This window comes from Streptomyces sp. NPDC018693 (genome assembly GCF_044391385.1).
Taxonomy (GTDB): domain Bacteria; phylum Actinomycetota; class Actinomycetes; order Streptomycetales; family Streptomycetaceae; genus Streptomyces.
On record NZ_JBIRZZ010000003.1, the window covers coordinates 609,501 to 626,093 of the forward strand.

Annotated in this window: 18 protein-coding genes and 1 pseudogene; 13 read left to right on the forward strand and 6 right to left on the reverse strand. The window is 70.5% G+C overall.

Annotated elements, in window-relative coordinates; all coding sequences use genetic code 11:
- The first annotated feature begins 220 nt into the window (after positions 1 to 220).
- From ACH5AC_RS11145 to ACH5AC_RS11155, 3 genes are all read left to right on the forward strand, one after another.
- The gene (locus ACH5AC_RS11145) at positions 221 to 2,299 is read left to right on the forward strand and encodes an MMPL family transporter (protein WP_398861434.1); all 2,079 of its coding nucleotides are present in this window, start codon (positions 221 to 223) and stop codon (positions 2,297 to 2,299) included.
- A 64-nt stretch (positions 2,300 to 2,363) separates the two neighbouring features.
- On the forward strand, positions 2,364 to 3,608 hold the full coding sequence (locus tag ACH5AC_RS11150; protein WP_398861435.1) for a sensor histidine kinase: 1,245 nt from the start codon (positions 2,364 to 2,366) through the stop codon (positions 3,606 to 3,608).
- A complete protein-coding gene (locus tag ACH5AC_RS11155) occupies positions 3,605 to 4,270 on the forward strand; it encodes a response regulator (RefSeq protein ID WP_398861436.1) in 666 nt (221 codons plus the stop codon). The genes ACH5AC_RS11150 and ACH5AC_RS11155 overlap by 4 nt, the downstream gene beginning before the upstream one ends.
- Here ACH5AC_RS11155 and ACH5AC_RS11160 read toward each other — a convergent pair.
- Positions 4,185 to 4,694, reverse strand: coding sequence for an ATP-binding protein (locus tag ACH5AC_RS11160; RefSeq protein ID WP_398861437.1), 510 nt, complete (start codon positions 4,692 to 4,694; stop codon positions 4,185 to 4,187). The two genes, ACH5AC_RS11155 and ACH5AC_RS11160, sit on opposite strands and share 86 nt — an antisense overlap.
- Positions 4,695 to 4,807: 113 nt before the next feature.
- On the opposite strand from ACH5AC_RS11160, the gene ACH5AC_RS11165 reads away from it, so the two are divergent.
- Both ACH5AC_RS11165 and ACH5AC_RS11170 read left to right on the forward strand, forming a co-directional pair.
- Positions 4,808 to 5,638 (forward strand): helix-turn-helix domain-containing protein, encoded by an 831-nt coding sequence (locus ACH5AC_RS11165; RefSeq protein WP_398861643.1) that lies wholly within the window; start codon positions 4,808 to 4,810, stop codon positions 5,636 to 5,638.
- The gene (locus ACH5AC_RS11170) at positions 5,635 to 5,838 is read left to right on the forward strand and encodes a DUF397 domain-containing protein (protein ID WP_398861438.1); all 204 of its coding nucleotides are present in this window, start codon (positions 5,635 to 5,637) and stop codon (positions 5,836 to 5,838) included. Before ACH5AC_RS11165 ends, ACH5AC_RS11170 begins: the two co-directional genes overlap by 4 nt.
- 339 nt (positions 5,839 to 6,177) lie before the next feature.
- On the opposite strand, the gene ACH5AC_RS11175 is transcribed toward ACH5AC_RS11170, so the two are convergent.
- Genes ACH5AC_RS11175 through ACH5AC_RS11185 form a run of 3 tightly spaced genes read right to left on the reverse strand, consistent with a single transcriptional unit; the run spans position 6,178 to position 8,605 of the window.
- Positions 6,178 to 7,104 carry a dihydrodipicolinate synthase family protein gene (locus ACH5AC_RS11175; protein ID WP_398861439.1) on the reverse strand — a complete coding sequence of 309 codons (927 nt, stop codon included), beginning with the start codon at positions 7,102 to 7,104 and terminating at the stop codon, positions 6,178 to 6,180.
- Positions 7,105 to 7,112: 8 nt separating this feature from the next.
- On the reverse strand, positions 7,113 to 8,081 hold the full coding sequence (locus ACH5AC_RS11180) for a hypothetical protein (protein ID WP_398861440.1): 969 nt from the start codon (positions 8,079 to 8,081) through the stop codon (positions 7,113 to 7,115).
- On the reverse strand, positions 8,078 to 8,605 hold the full coding sequence (locus tag ACH5AC_RS11185) for a SigE family RNA polymerase sigma factor (protein ID WP_398861441.1): 528 nt from the start codon (positions 8,603 to 8,605) through the stop codon (positions 8,078 to 8,080). The genes ACH5AC_RS11180 and ACH5AC_RS11185 overlap by 4 nt, the downstream gene beginning before the upstream one ends.
- Before the next feature lie 113 nt (positions 8,606 to 8,718).
- Here ACH5AC_RS11185 and ACH5AC_RS11190 point away from each other — a divergent pair, with 113 nt between their 5' ends.
- The 4 genes from ACH5AC_RS11190 (at position 8,719) to ACH5AC_RS11205 (ending at position 11,299) form a co-directional block, all read left to right on the forward strand.
- Positions 8,719 to 9,177, forward strand: a complete 459-nt coding sequence (locus tag ACH5AC_RS11190) for a protein phosphatase (protein ID WP_398861442.1) — start codon at positions 8,719 to 8,721, stop codon at positions 9,175 to 9,177.
- A 93-nt stretch (positions 9,178 to 9,270) separates the two neighbouring features.
- The gene (gene recO, locus ACH5AC_RS11195) at positions 9,271 to 10,017 is read left to right on the forward strand and encodes a DNA repair protein RecO (protein WP_398861443.1); all 747 of its coding nucleotides are present in this window, start codon (positions 9,271 to 9,273) and stop codon (positions 10,015 to 10,017) included.
- A gap of 32 nt (positions 10,018 to 10,049) precedes the next feature.
- Complete coding sequence (locus ACH5AC_RS11200; protein WP_398861444.1) at positions 10,050 to 10,883, forward strand: isoprenyl transferase; 834 nt, start codon at positions 10,050 to 10,052, stop codon at positions 10,881 to 10,883.
- Positions 10,884 to 10,900: 17 nt separating this feature from the next.
- Positions 10,901 to 11,299, forward strand: a complete 399-nt coding sequence (locus tag ACH5AC_RS11205) for a hypothetical protein (protein WP_398861445.1) — start codon at positions 10,901 to 10,903, stop codon at positions 11,297 to 11,299.
- A 97-nt stretch (positions 11,300 to 11,396) separates the two neighbouring features.
- Here ACH5AC_RS11205 and ACH5AC_RS11210 read toward each other — a convergent pair whose 3' ends face one another.
- Positions 11,397 to 12,779 carry a glycine--tRNA ligase gene (locus ACH5AC_RS11210; RefSeq protein ID WP_398861446.1) on the reverse strand — a complete coding sequence of 461 codons (1,383 nt, stop codon included), beginning with the start codon at positions 12,777 to 12,779 and terminating at the stop codon, positions 11,397 to 11,399.
- 152 nt (positions 12,780 to 12,931) lie between these two features.
- On the opposite strand from ACH5AC_RS11210, the gene ACH5AC_RS11215 reads away from it, so the two are divergent.
- From ACH5AC_RS11215 to ACH5AC_RS11230, 4 genes are all read left to right on the forward strand, one after another.
- Positions 12,932 to 13,897, forward strand: a complete 966-nt coding sequence (locus ACH5AC_RS11215; RefSeq protein ID WP_398861447.1) for a metal ABC transporter substrate-binding protein — start codon at positions 12,932 to 12,934, stop codon at positions 13,895 to 13,897.
- 20 nt (positions 13,898 to 13,917) lie between these two features.
- A complete protein-coding gene (locus ACH5AC_RS11220; RefSeq protein WP_398861644.1) occupies positions 13,918 to 14,730 on the forward strand; it encodes a metal ABC transporter ATP-binding protein in 813 nt (270 codons plus the stop codon).
- Positions 14,730 to 15,632: a metal ABC transporter permease gene (locus ACH5AC_RS11225; RefSeq protein WP_398861448.1), complete on the forward strand. Its 903-nt coding sequence runs from the start codon at positions 14,730 to 14,732 to the stop codon at positions 15,630 to 15,632. Before ACH5AC_RS11220 ends, ACH5AC_RS11225 begins: the two co-directional genes overlap by 1 nt.
- A gap of 71 nt (positions 15,633 to 15,703) precedes the next feature.
- Complete coding sequence (locus tag ACH5AC_RS11230) at positions 15,704 to 16,114, forward strand: Fur family transcriptional regulator (protein WP_398861449.1); 411 nt, start codon at positions 15,704 to 15,706, stop codon at positions 16,112 to 16,114.
- An 81-nt stretch (positions 16,115 to 16,195) separates the two neighbouring features.
- On the opposite strand, the pseudogene ACH5AC_RS11235 reads toward ACH5AC_RS11230, so the two are convergent.
- Positions 16,196 to 16,593 (reverse strand): annotated as a pseudogene (locus ACH5AC_RS11235) (S1 family peptidase); the annotation flags it as partial.

Genomic DNA, 16,593 nt, shown 5'->3' on the forward strand with positions numbered 1-16,593 from the left:
AACTGCGCGACCAGTCACCGACCGCCCGCAGCCGCCCGCTGACCGCCGTACCCGCCCGTCGGCGTAGCCCCCGCGTTACTCCCCCGGGAGTAATCCCCCCGGACAGCCACCCTCCGGAGTACCCGCGAAGTCGCCCCCGCGTCCGACGATTCCGCCCCTCCGCGCCGGGAGTCTGGAGAGCGCAATCCAGACATCCGTGCCGGAGGGAGGCCCGTATCTCATGGGGGCCGGAAACACACGTACGAGGCGACGCGCGATCCCCTGGGTGGTGCTCGCGTTGTGGATCGGTGTGCTCGCGCTCGCCTCGCCCTTCGCGGCGAAACTCGGCGACGTGCAGCGCGACCGCGTCACCGACTACCTGCCGGCGAACGCCGACTCCACGCAGGTCGCCGAGTTGCAGGAGCTGCTGCCGGGCGGCGAGACCACCGAGATCGTGCTGGTCTACCACCGCGACGCCGGACTGACCGCGGCCGACCGGGCGACGGCCGGCGAACAGGTCGCGCGGATCGGGCAGGAGCACCGGCTGGCCGCCGAGCCGCAGGGCATCCCCTCGCAGGACGGCACCACCCTCATGTACCCGGTGACCAGCAACGAACCCGGCGACGACGAGGACCTGCGCACCGCCTTCGTCGACGACGTCCGGGACATCGCCCGCGGCACCGACGGCCTGAGCGTCGAGGTCGGCGGACCGAGCGCGCTCACCGCCGACGCCTCCAAGGTGTACGACTCCCTCGGCGGCCCCCTCCTCTACACCACCGTCGCCGTCGTCGCCGTCCTGCTGATCCTCATCTACCGCAGCCCGGTGCTGTGGCTGGTCCCGCTGATCGTCGCCGGCATCGCCGACTACCTCTCGATGGGCGTCGCCTACGGCCTCAACCAGCTCTTCGGCACCGCCGTGTCCGGCGCGAGCTCCGGCATCATGACCATCCTGGTCTTCGGCGCCGGCACCGACTACGCCCTGCTGCTGGTCTCCCGCTACCGCGAGGAACTCCGCCGCCACGAACGCCCCTACGACGCCATGCTGGCCGCCCTGCGCGGCTGCGGCCCCGCCGTCCTCGCCTCCTCCGGCACCGTCGCCGCCGGACTCCTCTGCCTGCTCGCCGCCGACCTCAACTCCAACCGGGGCATGGGCCCGCTCGGCACGGTCGGCGTGCTGTGCGCCCTGGCCGCCATGCTCACCCTGCTGCCGGCGCTCCTCGTCCTGCTCGGCCGCCGGGTGTTCTGGCCGCTGATCCCGGCCCACGGCAGCACACCCAAGGCCCGCCGGTCGCTGTTCGCGGCGATGGGCAGCTCCGCCGGGCGCCGCCCGGTGACCGTCCTCGCGGGCGGCGCGGTCCTGCTGGGCGCGCTCGCGCTGGGCGCCTTCAACCTGCCCGGCGCCCTCAAGCAGGCCGACACCTTCGTCGACCGGCCCGAGTCCGTCACCGCCATGCGGACCCTGGCCGACGCCTACCCGGAACGCTCCAGCCAGCCCATCACCGTCATGACCCCGGCCGACCGCGCCGACGCCACGCTCGCCGCGATCCGGGCCACCGACGGGGTCGACAGTGCCCGCGAGGGCCGTACCGGGGACGGCTGGACCGAGCTGTCCGTCGTGCCCTCCGACCCGGCCCAGACGGCCGGCGAGACCCGGACCATCGAGGCCCTGCGCGACCGCCTCGACGGCTCCCTCGTCGGCGGGCCCAGCGCCCAGCAGCTCGACCTGGAGGAGACCAACGCCCGCGACCGGATGGTCGTCGTGCCGATCGTGCTGGTCTCGGTACTCCTCATCCTCATCGCCCTGCTGCGCTCCCTCGTCGCCCCACTGATCCTCGTCGCGGCCGTGGTCGCGGTGTGGGGCGCGGCGCTCGGCATCGGCGGGCTGGTCTTCGGACCGCTGTTCGGCTTCGAGGGCACCGACCCCGGCCTCGGACTGCTGTCCTTCGTCTTCCTGGTCGCCCTCGGCGTCGACTACGGCATCTTCCTCCTGCACCGGATGCGGGAAGAGGCGCTCCAGGGCGCCGAACCGGTGCCGGCCGCGCTGACCGCGCTGCGCACCACCGGCGCAGTCATCGCCTCCGCGGGCCTGGTCCTCGCCGCGACCTTCTCCGTGCTGACCAACATGGGGCTCGTGTCCCTCGTCGAACTGGGCTTCGTGATCGCGGTCGGCGTGCTCCTCGACACGTTCCTCGTGCGTACCTACCTGGTGACCAGCGCGAGCGTGGCGCTGGGCCGGAAGGTGTGGTGGCCCGGTCCGCTGTCCAGGACGCCGGAGCCGGACGCCCCTGACCGGCCCGAGCGGCAGCCGGAACTGGTGTGACGTACCGGGCGCCCTTCGCCGACAGGGAACTCCCCTGACCGGAAGGGCGCCCGCCTCCTGGAAGATGAGGACCGTGCCCGAAGCCCGCAGACCCCACACCGGTGAGCGGATCATGGCCGCGATCAACCGCGACCCCCTCACCGCCCCGCACGCCCTGCGCAACGACGCGCTGCTGGCCGTCGCCTGGGCCGTCCTCGCCACGGCTCTCGCCCTGCTCGGCGACGACTCTCCCCGCCCCGACGCGCTCGGCTGGACCCTGCTGCTGGCCGCCCATGTGCCCCTCGCGTGGCGGCGCCGCCGCCCGGTGCCGGTGCTGCTCGCGGTGCTGGCCTGCATCGCCCCGTACCACGCCCTCGACAACAACCACGCGGCACCGATCCCCGCGACCATGGTGGTCCTCTACACCGTCGCGGCGACCGGCACGGTGCGGCGCACGCTGCTCACCGGCGCCGCCGTCCTCGGCGTGACACTGACCCTCAACGTCCTGACCAACCCCGACGGAACGCTGGAGATCCTGCGGATCTCCGGCTGGGTCGTCGCGGTCCTCTTCTGCGGCATCGACGTCCGCTACTACCGCGCCTACGTCGCCGCCATCGTCGAACGCGCCGAGCGCGCCGAACGCACCCGCGAGGAGGAGGCCCGCCGCCGCGTCGCCGAGGAACGCCTGCGCATCGCCCGCGACCTGCACGACCTGCTCGCCCACAGCATCACCCTCATCGGCGTGCAGACGTCGGTCGCCGCCCATGTCCTCGCGGCCGACCCGGACCGCCTGGACCGCTCCGCCGTCGCCAAGTCCCTCGACGACATCGCCGAGACCTGCCGCACCGCGCGCGGCGAACTCCGTACGACGCTGGAGGTACTGCGCGAACAGGGCGCCACCGGCGAGACCCGGGGCCCGCTCCCCGAACTCGACGGCGTGCCCGACCTGGTGGAGGCGGCACGCCTGGCCGGGGCCCGCGTGCAGCAGGACATACGGGCGCGGGAGGCCCCGCCCGCCGTCGGCGCCGCCGCCTACCGGATCGTCCAGGAGGCGCTGACGAACGCGGTACGGCACGCGGGCCCCGAACCCGCCGTACAGGTGGAGTTGTACGAGGAGCAGGGCGCCCTGCGGATATCGGTGCGGGACGACGGGGTCGGGCCCGCGCCCGGAGCCGGTGGCTCCGGATTCGGGCTGGTGGGGATGCGTGAGCGGGCCCGCAGCGTGGGTGGCACACTCGACGCCGGCCCGCGTACGGGGGGCGGCTTCGAGGTGAGCGCCGTGCTCCCGCTCGCCGTCACCGCCGACCGGGAGGGAGACCGCATCCGATGATCCGCGTGCTGCTCGCCGACGACCAGACCCTCGTACGCGCCGCCTTCGCCATGCTCGTCGAGTCGGCGCGGGACATGGAGGTCGTCGGCCAGGCCGCCACCGGCCGGGAAGCCGTCGAACAGGCCCGCACCTCTCGCGCCGACCTCGTCGTCATGGACATCCGCATGCCCGACCTCGACGGTATCGAGGCGACCCGTCTGATCGCCGCCGACGAGGACCTGGCGGGTGTGAAGGTCCTGGTCCTGACCACGTACGACACCGACGAGAACATCGTCGAGGCCCTGCGCGCCGGCGCCTCCGGCTTCCTGGTCAAGGACACCCGCCCGGCGGACCTCCTCGACGCGATCCGCACGGTCGCCGCCGGGGACGCCCTGTTGTCCCCCGGCCCGACGGCCCGCCTGATCTCCCGCTTCCTGCACGGCCCTTCGGTGCTGGACGTGTCCTGCGGCGGCCCGGACTGCCTCTCCGACCGAGAGCGCGAGGTACTGACGCTGGTGGCCCGAGGTCAGAACAACACCGAGATCGCGGAGGTGCTGGGCCTGAGCCCCCTCACCGCCAAGACCCACGTCAGCCGCATCATGGGCAAGCTGGGAGCACGGGACCGGGCGCAACTGGTGATCGTGGCGTACGAGTCGGGGTTGGTGACACCGGGGGCGGTGTGAGCAGCAGCGTGGCCCAGACCGTCTTGCCGGGAGCGAGGTGGCGCGGGGCCACGCCCCAGTCGTCCGCGAGAGCATCGACGATCACGAGACCCCGACCGGATGCCGACCGCGCGGGGCGCCTCTCGGTACGGGTGTCGCTCACCTCGACGCGGAGGACGTCCGCGGTGCAGGTGAGCCGGAGGTGGAAGTCCCGGCCCGGGACGTGACCGTGGCGTACCGCGTTGGCCGTGAGCTCGGCCGTGATGAGGGTGACGGTCTCATTGGCCGGGGCGGCGTAGGGGTGCCCCCAGTCGTCCAGCCGGTGCGAGACGAGACGCCGGGCCAGCCGGGCGCCTCGCGGGGTCGACGTGAACTGCATCGCGAACTCACGTACGACCGCGAGGGGTTGTGGCATATGCCCGTTCGGGGGAGTTGCTGACTTCATGCGGTCAACGGTCGGGGACGGTGCGTAGCGTTGAACTGCGGTGACGCGAGGACGGCTATGCGCTGTACGTGACCGACCTGCGCTTGTCGGCACGGGAGGAGAGGGACGACACGATGAACGACGAGGCCCAGGAGCCGGATCATGAATTCGGCACGGGCATCCTGTCCGTCTTCGGACGGCAGTTGAAACTGTTCCGGGAGCGGGCCGGCCTGGACCGGGCGACCTTCGGATCAAGAACGGGCTACTCGGCCTCGACCATCGCTTCGTTCGAGCAGGGCAGGCGCATCCCACCGCCGAAGTTCATCGACGGGGCGGACGACGAGCTGGGCGCGGAGGGGGTACTGAAGGCGAGCAAGGAGGAGGTGGCTCGGGTCCAGTATCCGGCGTTCTTTCGGGATGCGGCCAAGTTGGAGGCGCAGGCCGTTGAGATCCAGGTGTACGGGACGTGGGCGGTGCCGGGGCTGTTGCAGACGGAGGAATACGCGCGAGCGGTGTTCGCCATGTGGCGACCCCTGCTGGATGAGGCGGCCATCGAGCGGGGCGTGGCTGCGCGACTGGCCCGTCAGGAGATCTTCGCTCGGCACCCCGCGCCGCATTTCGGCTTCGTGTTCGACGAGACTGTACTGCTCCGGCCGCTTGGCGGGCAGACTGTCTGGCGAGGCCAGTTGGAGCACCTGCTGCTGATCGGCGAGAAGCGGAACGTAGAGATCCAGGTGATGCCGAACTCCCGTGAGGAACACGCGGGGCTCGGTGGCCCGTTCACCTTGATGGAGGTCAAGGATGGGCGCAGGATCGCGTACACGGAGGTACAAGGCGACAGCCGTGTCCACACAGAGCGCGACAAGGTGCGGGAGCTTGAACGCACGTACGGGACTCTTCGCGCGCAGGCGCTCACTCCGGCAGAATCGCTCACGATGATCGAAAAGTTGTTGGGGGAGAAATGAGCGCGAAGGCAGCCCCGCCGGACGCCTCGGGTCTGGCCTGGTTCAAGAGCAGTCGCAGCGCAGGCAACGGCGGCGAGTGCGTCGAGGTCGCCGTCCGCCCCGACGCCATCCACATCCGCGACTCCAAGGACACAAACCGCCCCGCGCTGACCGTGAGGCCCTCCACCTGGACGGCGTTCATAGGCTCCACGGAGCTTTGACGACGCCGGAGTCCTCGGCGGGTCGCCGACGCACACGCGGTCGCTACTTCAACGGGAAAGCTGTCCCAACCCAACCAATTCCCACCAAGGTTACGAACACTCCGACCAACCGGGTCGTGTTGGGTGTGGCGCGCCCCGTGTTCATGAAGGACGCATGGAAGTCGTAGATCCGGTCCGAGACGCCTCCGAGGTTGAAGAGGAGGCACACGCCGAACACCACGAGAGCCAAGCCAAACATCAGACTGAGCATCATGCCTCCGTCGATACTCTCATCGACTGGACCATGTGCCGCTCCACGTCTTGTTCACACCTGCGGACCCTTCGTACTCGATGCCTAGGTTAGAGCAGACCGGCCCGCGTGAGGGTGGCCCGTACGTGGGCCACCTCTTCCTCCGACAGGGGCACCTGGGGTGTGGCCGTCGCCGGGCAGGTGATGATGCCCTGGAGGTGCAGGGCCGTCTTGAAGGCGCCCAGGGCCGAGGAGGTGGGGCCCATGCGGGTGGGGGCGCCGGCGTGGACGATGTCGTACAGGGCGGACAGGCGTTCCTGTTCGCTGCGGGCCTCGTCGTATTTGCCCGCTCGGCACAGGCGGTGCAGGCGGACGTAGCCGTGGGGGTCGACGTTGGCGAGGCCGGGGACCGCGCCGTGGGCACCGGCCGCGAGGGCGGAGTCGACGAGGAGTTCGGAGCCGGTGAGGACGCTGAAGCCCGGCACGGTGCGGGTGCCGGTGATGATGTCGCGGAAGGTGGCGAGGTCGCCGCTGGAGTCCTTGAGGCCGGCGAGCGTGCCGTCCGCCGCCAGGGTCAGGACCACCTCGGTGGGGAGTTTGGTGCCGATGGCGGACGGGAGGTCGTAGGCGAGGACTGGGACCGGGCTGGTGGCCGCGGTCCGGCGGAAATGGGTGGTGATCTCGGCCGGGCCCACGCGGGCGTAGAAGGGGGAGATGACTACGACCGCGTCCGCTCCCGCCGAGGTGACAGACGCGATGTGAGCCTCGACGCGCGGGGTCGTCATGTCGATCGCCCCGGCGAGGACGGGGAGTTGGCCGGCCAGGTGGCCGGTGACCGTCCTCACCACCAGGGCCCGCTGCGCGTCCGTCAGGAACGCCGCCTCCGATGTCGTACCGAGGAGGAAGAGACCGTCCACGTCGGCCGACACCAGGTGGTCGACCAGGCGGAGGAGGGAGGGGACGTCCACCTCGCCCTCCGGTGTCAGAGGTGTGCAGACGGGCGGGATGACACCGGTGAGCGGGGCGGGGAGCGGCATGGAACTCCTTACGGGAGCGTCTTCTCGTACAGCTTGTCCTTGTCCGAGTCGTAGACCAGCTTGCCCGAGGAGTCGTAGCCCTTGATGTGCGGCGCGAGGGTTACTTGTTCGTTGAGGATGCCCGCGGCCACGAACCAGCCGTGGTCGAGGACGGCCGTGGCGCTGCTGTCGCCGTAGGAGACCGTCACCTTGGCCACGGACGGTTCGACCGTGCCGATGATCCCCCAGCGGAACGGGAGCTTCCAGTTTCCGCGGTCGAGGAAGGACTGCTGGTACAGCTTGCCGCTGTTGATGTCCGCGACGACCGGTGGCAGTTCCATGTCGGCGTCGGCGCCGCCCCCACTGGTGTTCAGGCCGGCGGCTTCGTCGTCCTTGATGGTGCAGATCAGGCGGATCTGCTGGGGCTGCTCGCGGACCGCGACGACGAAGTAGCCGTCGCCGGGGGTGTTGGAGTCGCCGGTTGCGCGCATGGCGAGGATGATCCGGTAGTCGGCGGCCTTGCCGAGGTCCAGCCGTGACCAGCCCTCCGGCTCCGGGCGGTCCTTGTCGAAGGCGATGCATTTCTCCAGGCCGTCGGTCGCCTGCTCGAAGGTGATGCCGTCCAGCAACTGGCCTGGCATGGCCGGGTGTTGGGGGCCGGGTGGAGTGGTCGGCGCCGCCGCGGCCGGGCTCTGCGGGGCGCTGACCGACGGCCTCGGCGATGCCGCCGCCGCCGTGTCAGCGCCCCGTCCCCCGTTCCCCCCGTTCCCCCCGGCCACCGCGTACGCCCCCACGGGCACCACGGCCAGCGTGGCCAGCGCCGCCCCCGCGACCGCCAGCCGGCGGCGCCGTTCGATCGCGCCCCGCCGCCGGATCGCCGGATACGGCGCCGGTGAGGGGTGGATCGCGTACGCGTCCTCGGTGAGCAGATCGCGCAGCCGGTCCTCGAACCGGCCCTGCTCGTCGGTCTCCTCGGCCTTGACCGGTTCCTCGTTCACCGTCCGCCTCCCTGCCCGGACGCGCTCACGGCCGGGGCCAGCCCGGGAAACGCGCGCAACTTCGCCAGGCCCTTGGACGCCTGGCTCTTGACCGTGCCCGCGGAGCAGCCGAGCACCTCGGCCACCTCCGCCTCGGAGAGGTCCTCCCAGTAGCGCAGGACCACCACCGCCCGCTGCTTCGGCGGGAGTTGGGCCAGCGCGGCGAGCAGCGTGCCGCGCTCGTCGACCCGCCGCTGGCCGTCGTCCCGCCACGCCACCTCCGGCGGCGCGTCGGTCAGCGACTCCTTGACGCGTCGCTTGCGGAACCGGTCGCTGTTGCAGCTGACCAGCATCCGCCGGACGTACGCCTCCGGGTTGTCGGTGCGCGCCACCCGCCGCCATGAGCGGTACGCCTTGGCCAGCGCGGTCTGCGTCAGGTCCTCCGCGTCATGGACGTCGCCCGTGAGCAGATACGCGGTCCGCACGAGCCGCGTCCACCGCGCCCTGACGAACTCCTGGAACTGCACTTCCAGCCCGTCGTGCATCCAGCACCCCCTCCTCGCCCTCCAGACCACCGGGTTGGAGGATTCGGTTGCCCGGTGGCCCCAAGTCGGCCGAACGGGTTGCCGGGGCGGTCGCGGGTCGGTCGAATGGGACGGTGACTGATGAGGTGGCGACGACTTGGCGTCCGGGGGAGCCCGGAGTGCTGGCGCTGCCCTCCGGGCGGCTGGTCCGGGGGCGGGGGCTGCGGCGACCCCTCGACCCGGCGGCGCCGCAGCCGTCGTACGGCGTGTATCTGCTCGGGAAGCCGCCCCCGGAGGTCGCCTGGGAGTCCCGCTGGATCCGCTGGCCGGATTTCTGGCTCCCGGCGGACCGCGAGGAGGCGCGGGCGGTGCTGGGTGAGGCGTGGCGGCGGGCCGGGGAGGAGCGGGAGCGGGTGGAGGTCGCCTGCGGGGGTGGACGCGGGCGTACGGGGACGGCGCTGGCGTGCCTGGCGGTGCTGGACGGGGTGCCGGGGGAGGAGGCCGTGGAGTTCGTACGGCGGAACTATGACCGGCACGCCGTGGAGACGCCGTGGCAGCGGAGGTATGTCCGGCGGTTCGGGCGCGGTGCGTGAGGGCGTGTGGGTGGCCTTCGCGCTCACCGACCACCGCCAGGAGCCGAGTACGTGTCGTACGGGAGCCCCCGCGCGTAGGCGAGAATGGACCGTATGAGTCTGTTCCGCGACGACGGCATCGTGCTGCGCACCCAGAAGCTGGGTGAGGCGGACCGGATCATCACGCTGCTCACCCGGGGTCACGGGCGGGTGCGGGCGGTGGCCCGGGGCGTACGGCGCACGAAGTCGAAGTTCGGGGCGCGGCTGGAGCCCTTCTCGCACGTCGACGTGCAGTTCTTCGCGCGGGGGAGTGAGCTGGTGGGCAGAGGGCTGCCCCTCTGCACGCAGAGCGAGACGATCGCCCCGTACGGCGGCGGGATCGTCACGGACTACGCCCGCTACACCGCCGGCACGGCCATGCTGGAGACCGCCGAGCGGTTCACCGACCACGAGGGCGAGCCCGCCGTACAGCAGTACCTGCTGCTCGTCGGTGCCCTGCGCACCCTCGCCCGCGGTGAGCACGCGCCGCATCTCGTGCTCGACGCCTTCCTGCTGCGGTCGCTCGCCGTCAACGGCTACGCGCCCAGCTTCGACGACTGCGCGAAGTGCGGCCTGCCCGGACCCAACCGGTTCTTCTCCGTGGCCTCCGGCGGCTCGGTCTGCGCCGACTGCCGGGTCCCCGGCAGTGTCGTACCGTCGCCGCAGACCCTGGTCCTCCTGGGGGCGCTGCTTACGGGAGACTGGGAGACCGCGGACGCCTGCGAGCCGCGGTATGTGCGGGAGGGGAGCGGACTGGTCTCCGCCTATCTGCACTGGCATCTGGAGCGCGGGCTGCGGTCACTTCGGTACGTGGAAAAGTAGTACGCGCAAAAGTAGAGGGAGACGAGAAGGACATGGTCGTACGCGGGTTTCTGGGGCGGCAGCGCCGGGAGTACAAGGCGCCGGAGCCGCACCCCTCCGGTGCCCGCGCGCCGAAGCTCCCCGGCGAGCTGGTCCCCAACCATGTCGCGATCGTCATGGACGGGAACGGCCGCTGGGCCAAGGAGCGCGGGCTGCCCCGCACCGAGGGCCACAAGGTCGGCGCCGAGCGTGTCCTCGACGTCCTCCAGGGCGCGGTCGAGATCGGCGTCGGCGCGATCTCCCTCTACGCCTTCTCCACCGAGAACTGGAAGCGCTCGCCCGACGAGGTGCGCTTCCTGATGAACTTCAACCGCGACTTCATCCGCAAGACCCGCGACCAGCTCGATGAACTGGGCATCCGGGTGCGCTGGGTGGGCCGTATGCCCAAGCTGTGGAAGTCCGTCGCCAAGGAGCTGCAGGTCGCGCAGGAGCAGACGAAGGACAACGACCGGCTGACCCTCTACTTCTGCATGAACTACGGCGGCCGCGCCGAGATCGCCGACGCGGCGAAGGCGCTCGCGGAGGACGTGGCGGCCGGCCGGCTCGACCCGGCGAAGGTCACCGAGAAGACCCTCCAGAAGTACATGTACTACCCGGACATGCCGGACGTCGACCTGTTCCTGCGCCCCAGCGGCGAGCAGCGCACCTCCAACTACCTTCTCTGGCAGAGCGCCTACGCCGAGATGGTCTTCCAGGACGTGCTCTGGCCGGACTTCGACCGCCGCGACCTGTGGCGGGCCTGCGTCGAGTTCGCCTCCCGCGACCGGCGGTTCGGCGGCGCCATCCCGAACGAGGAACTGCTGGCGATGGAGGGCAAGCAGCCCTGAGCGAGCGACTTGGGCAAGTGACGGAGCAGCGCGACCCCGCGGACGTCGGCGCACTGCCGTCGTCTCCCGTGTTCCGCGGCTGCTGTGCGGTCGTGTTTCTCCTGTTCGCCGTGTTCATGGCGCTGTTCAGCTTCGCCGGCACCGTCGAGATGGAGACGTTCCCCGGGCTGCGCGAGAACAGGGCGCCGCTCGTGGTCTACCTGCTGGTCTTCGCGGTGCTGGTGGGCATCGCGGGGCTGGCCTGCGCCGGCTGGCGGAACCGGGGCGGCTGGTTCGCCCTCGCGATCCTCGGCGCGCTCATCGCCGTGCGGATGTGGACCCTCACGCCGATGCTGCACTGCTGGTCGTACGACACGGTAGGGCGCGAGGACGACGGCTCGTACACCTGCTACAACCGGGACATGACAGTCGGCTGAACGGTGGTTCGGCCCAGCGTCACGGGTACGACAACGCCCACCCTCACCCGAACGAGTCGGGCGGGGGTGGGCGAAGGTCCGGGGAGGGGCGTGGGCCCTAGCAGCCGATCAGGCGCGAGGCCAGGTAGCCCTCGATCTGGTCCAGCGACACGCGCTCCTGCTTCATCGAGTCCCGCTCACGCACCGTGACCGCGTTGTCGTCCAGCGTGTCGAAGTCGACCGTCACGCAGTACGGCGTGCCGATCTCGTCCTGGCGGCGGTAGCGGCGGCCGATGGCACCCGCGTCGTCGAACTCGATGTTCCAGTGCTGGCGCAGCGCCTGGGCGAGGCCCTTGGCCTTCGGGGACAGCTCCGGGTTCCGCGAGAGCGGCAGCACGGCGACCTTCACCGGCGCGAGGCGGTGGTCGAGGCGCAGCACCGTGCGCTTCTCCATCTTGCCCTTGGCGTTGGGCGCCTCGTCCTCGACGTACGCGTCGAGCAGGAAGGCGAGCATGGTGCGGCCGACACCGGCCGCGGGCTCGATGACGTACGGAGTCCAGCGCTCGCCGGCCTCCTGGTCGTAGTAGGAGAGGTCCTGGCCGGACGCCTTGGAGTGCGCGCCGAGGTCGTAGTCGGTCCGGTTGGCGACGCCCTCCAGCTCGCCCCACTCGCTGCCGCCGAACTGGAAGCGGTACTCGATGTCGGCGGTGCGCTTGGAGTAGTGGGAGAGCTTCTCCTTCGGGTGCTCGTACCAGCGCATGTTCTCAGTGCGCAGGCCCAGGCCGGTGTACCAGTTCCAGCGCTGCTCCATCCAGTACTCGTGCCACTGCTCGTCCTCGCCCGGCTTGACGAAGAACTCCATCTCCATCTGCTCGAACTCGCGGGTGCGGAAGATGAAGTTGCCCGGCGTGATCTCGTTGCGGAAGGACTTGCCCATCTGGGCGATGCCGAACGGCGGCTTGCGGCGCGAAGTGGTCTGCACCTGGGCGAAGTTGGTGAAGATGCCCTGGGCGGTCTCGGGACGCAGGTAGGCGATGGAGCCGGTGTCCTGGGTCGGGCCGAGGTGGGTGGAGAGCAGGCCCGAGAACTGCTTGGGCTCGGTGAACTGGCCCTTGTTGCCGCAGTTGGGGCAGTTGATGTCGGCGAGGCCGTTCTCCGGGGCGCGGCCCTTCTTCTCCTCGTACGCCTCTTCCAGGTGGTCCGCGCGGAACCTCTTGTGGCAGGAGGTGCACTCGGTCAGCGGGTCCGTGAAGGTGGCGACGTGGCCGGAGGCGACCCAGACCTCGGAGGCCAGGATGACGGACGAGTCGATACCGACCACGTCCTCGCGCGACGTCACCATGTAGCGCCACCACTGGCGCTTGATGTTCTCCTTGAGCTCGACACCCAGCGGACCGTAGTCCCAGGCGGCGCGCTGGCCGCCGTAGATCTCACTGCAAGGGAAAACGAAGCCACGGCGCTTGCTCAGGCTGACGATGGTGTCGATCTTGTCGGCGGCCACGGTGCTCTCTTCATTACGACGACGGGCGACGAAGCGAGATGCGCTTCACAGCGAATGCTTCAGGGTACCGGCGAGGGCTCCCCCTCAACCAAATCGGTGTCCCGTATCACGTTTATTGACAACGGTTTCCACATTTGTTGAAAATGAGTGTCATGAACGTACGACGACAGCTCATACCCGTGGCGGCGACGGTGGCCACGGTCCTCGGCGCCGCGACCCTGACCTCCTGCTCATCCGACAGCGCCGCCGCAGGCAATACGGACAAGTTCGACGTCGTCGCGTCGTTCTACCCGATGGCCTTCCTCGCCGAGCAGATCGGCGGCGACCATGTGAACGTCACCAGCCTCACCGAGCCCGGCACCGAGCCGCACGACCTCGACGTCAGCGCACAGAAGCGGGCCCAGCTGGAGGAGGCCGACGCGGCGCTGTACCTCGCGGGCCTCCAGCCGGCCGTGGACGAGGCCGTGAAGCAGTCCGGCACCAAGACGAAGATCGATGCGGCGAAGCTCACCACCCTCGAGGACCTCGGGGTCGAGGACGAGCACGGCCACGGCGGCGAAGAGGCGTCCGAGGAAGCATCCGAGGAAGGGGAGCACGCCCTCGACCCCCACATCTGGCTCGACCCCGTGAAGTACGCCGAGGTCGCCAAGGGCGTCGGCGCCGCCTTCGAGAAGGCCGACCCCGACCACGCCGCCGACTACAAGAAGAACACCGACGCGCTGGTGAAGAAGCTCGGCGACCTCGACACCGCGTTCGCGGACGGCCTGAAGAACACCGAGACCAAGGTCTTCTTCACCAACCACGCCGCCTTCGGCTACCTCGCCGCCCGCTACGGCCTGACCCAGGAGGCCATCTCCGGCCTCGACCCGGAGAGCGAGCCCAGCCCCGCCCGGATCAAGGAGCTCCAGGAGGAGGCCAAGGCCGACGGCGTCACCACGGTCTTCTACGAGACACTGGTGTCCGACAAGACCGCGAAGACCCTCGCCAAGGACGCGAACCTCAAGACGGACGTCCTCGACCCGGTCGAGGGCATCACCGACAAGTCCCGGGGCGACGACTACTTCGCGGTCATGGAAGCCAACCTCACGGCCCTGAAGACGGCCCTGGGAGCCAAGTGACCAACCCCATGGAGGGCGGCATGGACCGGCCGGACCCCGTCATATCCGAGATGTCCGAGGCCGACACGACCGAGCCCGTCATATCCCTGCGCGGCGTCCGCGCCGAACTGGGCTCGCGCCCCGTCCTGCGCGGCATCGACCTCACCGTGCGCCGCGGTGAGGTCGTCGCGCTGCTCGGGGCCAACGGCTCCGGCAAGTCGACGGCCGTGCGCAGCGTCATCGGCCAGGTCCCGGTCAGCGCCGGGCGGATCGAGCTGTTCGGCACCGACCGGCGCCGCTTCCGTGACTGGGCGCGCGTCGGGTACGTCCCGCAGCGCACCACCGCGGCCGGCGGAGTGCCCGCCACGGTCACCGAGGTCGTCTCCTCGGGCCGGCTCTCCCGCACCCGCTTCGGTGTCTTCCGCAAGGTCGACCAGGAGGCCGTACGACGCGCCCTGGACCTCGTCGGCATGGCGGACCGGGCCAAGGACTCCGTGGGCGCCCTCTCCGGAGGCCAGCACCAGCGGGTGCTCATCGCCCGCGCCCTCGCCGCCGAACCCGAACTGCTGATCATGGACGAGCCGATGGCGGGCGTCGACCTGGCCAGCCAGGAGGTGCTGGCCGAGACCCTGCGCGCACAGGTCGCGACAGGTGCGACCGTGCTGCTCGTCCTCCATGAACTGGGCCCGCTGGAGCCGCTGATCGACCGGGCGGTCGTCCTGCGCGACGGCTGCGTGACCCACGACGGCCCGCCCCCACAGGCAGTCGGCCAGCACGCCCTGCCCGGCCACGACCATGTCCACCCGCACGCACCGGCGGGCGCCGAACCGATCCGCACGGGACTGCTGAGCTGATGGAATTCCTCGACTACGCCTTCATGCAGCGGGCGCTGATCGCCGCCGTCCTGGTCGGCATCACCGCACCCGCCATCGGCATCTACCTGGTCCAGCGCCGCCAGGCCCTGATGGGCGACGGAATCGGCCATGTCGCGATGACCGGAGTCGGCCTCGGCTTCCTGCTCTCCTGGTCACCGGTGTGGATGGCGACCCTGGTCTCCGTCCTCGGCGCGGTCCTCATGGAACTGATCCGCTGGTACGGCAGGACCCGCGGCGACATCGCCCTCGCCATGCTCTTCTACGGCGGCATGGCCGGCGGCGTGATGTTCATCAACCTCGCGCCGAACGGCTCCAACGCCAACCTGACGTCGTATCTGTTCGGGTCGCTGTCGACCGTCTCCGAGTCGGACGTCACGGCGATCTGCCTGCTGGCCGCGTTCGTCGTCGTGGTCACCCTGGGACTGCGCAGACAGCTCTTCGCGGTCAGCCAGGACGAGGAGTTCGCGAGGGTCACCGGCCTGCCCGTGCGCGCGCTGAACCTGCTGACGGCGGTCACGGCGGCGGTCACGGTCACGGTCGCGATGCGCGTGGTCGGCCTGCTGCTGGTGTCCGCCCTGATGGTCGTCCCCGTGGCGGCCGCGCAGCAGCTCAGCCGCAGCTTCGCCGCCACCTTCGCGATCGCCGTCGCGATCGGCGTGAGCGTGACCATCGGCGGCACGGTGACGTCGTACTACCAGGACGTGCCGCCCGGCGCGACGATCGTGCTGCTGACCATCGGCGCGTTCCTCACGCTGACCGCGCTGGCCGCCCCGCTGGCGCGGCGCCGCGCCCGTGCGCTCGCCGCAGCCCAGACCGTGGACGACCCCATGGAATGTGCGATTCCGGCCACTCGGGGTGCCGGGGAGGGGGCCGGCGTCTGACCCGCGCACAGCAGGGGCTGGCACAATGGCCCGGCAGGCGCAGACGCGCGAGCCATCAAGGAGGACAACCGGTGACGACCGCTGGACCGCCCGTGAAGGGCCGCGCCACCCGGCAGCGCGCCGCTGTGGCGGCGGCGCTCGACGAGGTCGACGAGTTCCGCAGCGCACAGGAACTCCACGACATGCTCAAGCACAAGGGTGACTCGGTCGGCCTGACCACGGTCTACCGCACCCTCCAGTCCCTCGCCGACGCCGGTGAGGTCGATGTGCTGCGCACCTCCGACGGCGAGTCCGTCTACCGCCGTTGCTCCACCGGCGAACACCACCACCACCTCGTCTGCCGCTCCTGCGGCAAGGCGGTGGAGGTCGAGGGCCCCGCGGTGGAGAAGTGGGCGGAGGCCATCGCCGCCGAACACGGGTACGTCAACGTGGCGCACACGGTGGAGATCTTCGGCACGTGCGCGGAGTGCGCGGCGAAGTGAACTGACGAAGGCGGGCCGCTCTCCCTCGGCTGAAACCGAGGGAGAGCGGCCCGCTCGTATGTCCATCAACGGGTAGGCGGCTCAGACCCAGTCGTCCCCGCGGCGGATCTCGAAGTACGTACCGGTGTTCTTACGAACGGCGATCTTTCCGTCGGTCGTGCGCACGAACATGTCGGCCTTGCCGTCACCGGTCGTGTCAGAGAAGTACAGGCTGCCCTTGGGGTGTCCGAGGAAGTTGGTCCAGCCGGCGCTCCAGTGGGTGCCGCCGTCGAAGTAGGTGCCCTTGTTGGTGCGGACGGAGACGTCACCGGCCGTGGTGTGGACGATGAGGTCGGCCTTGCCGTCGCCGCCGATGTCGGCGAAGTGGAGGCGGCCCTGGCCTTCGTGTCCGAGGAAGTTGGTCCAGCCGGCGCTCCAGTGGGTGCCGCCGTCGAAGTAGGTGCCCTTGTTGGTGCGGACGGAGACGTCACCGGCCGTGG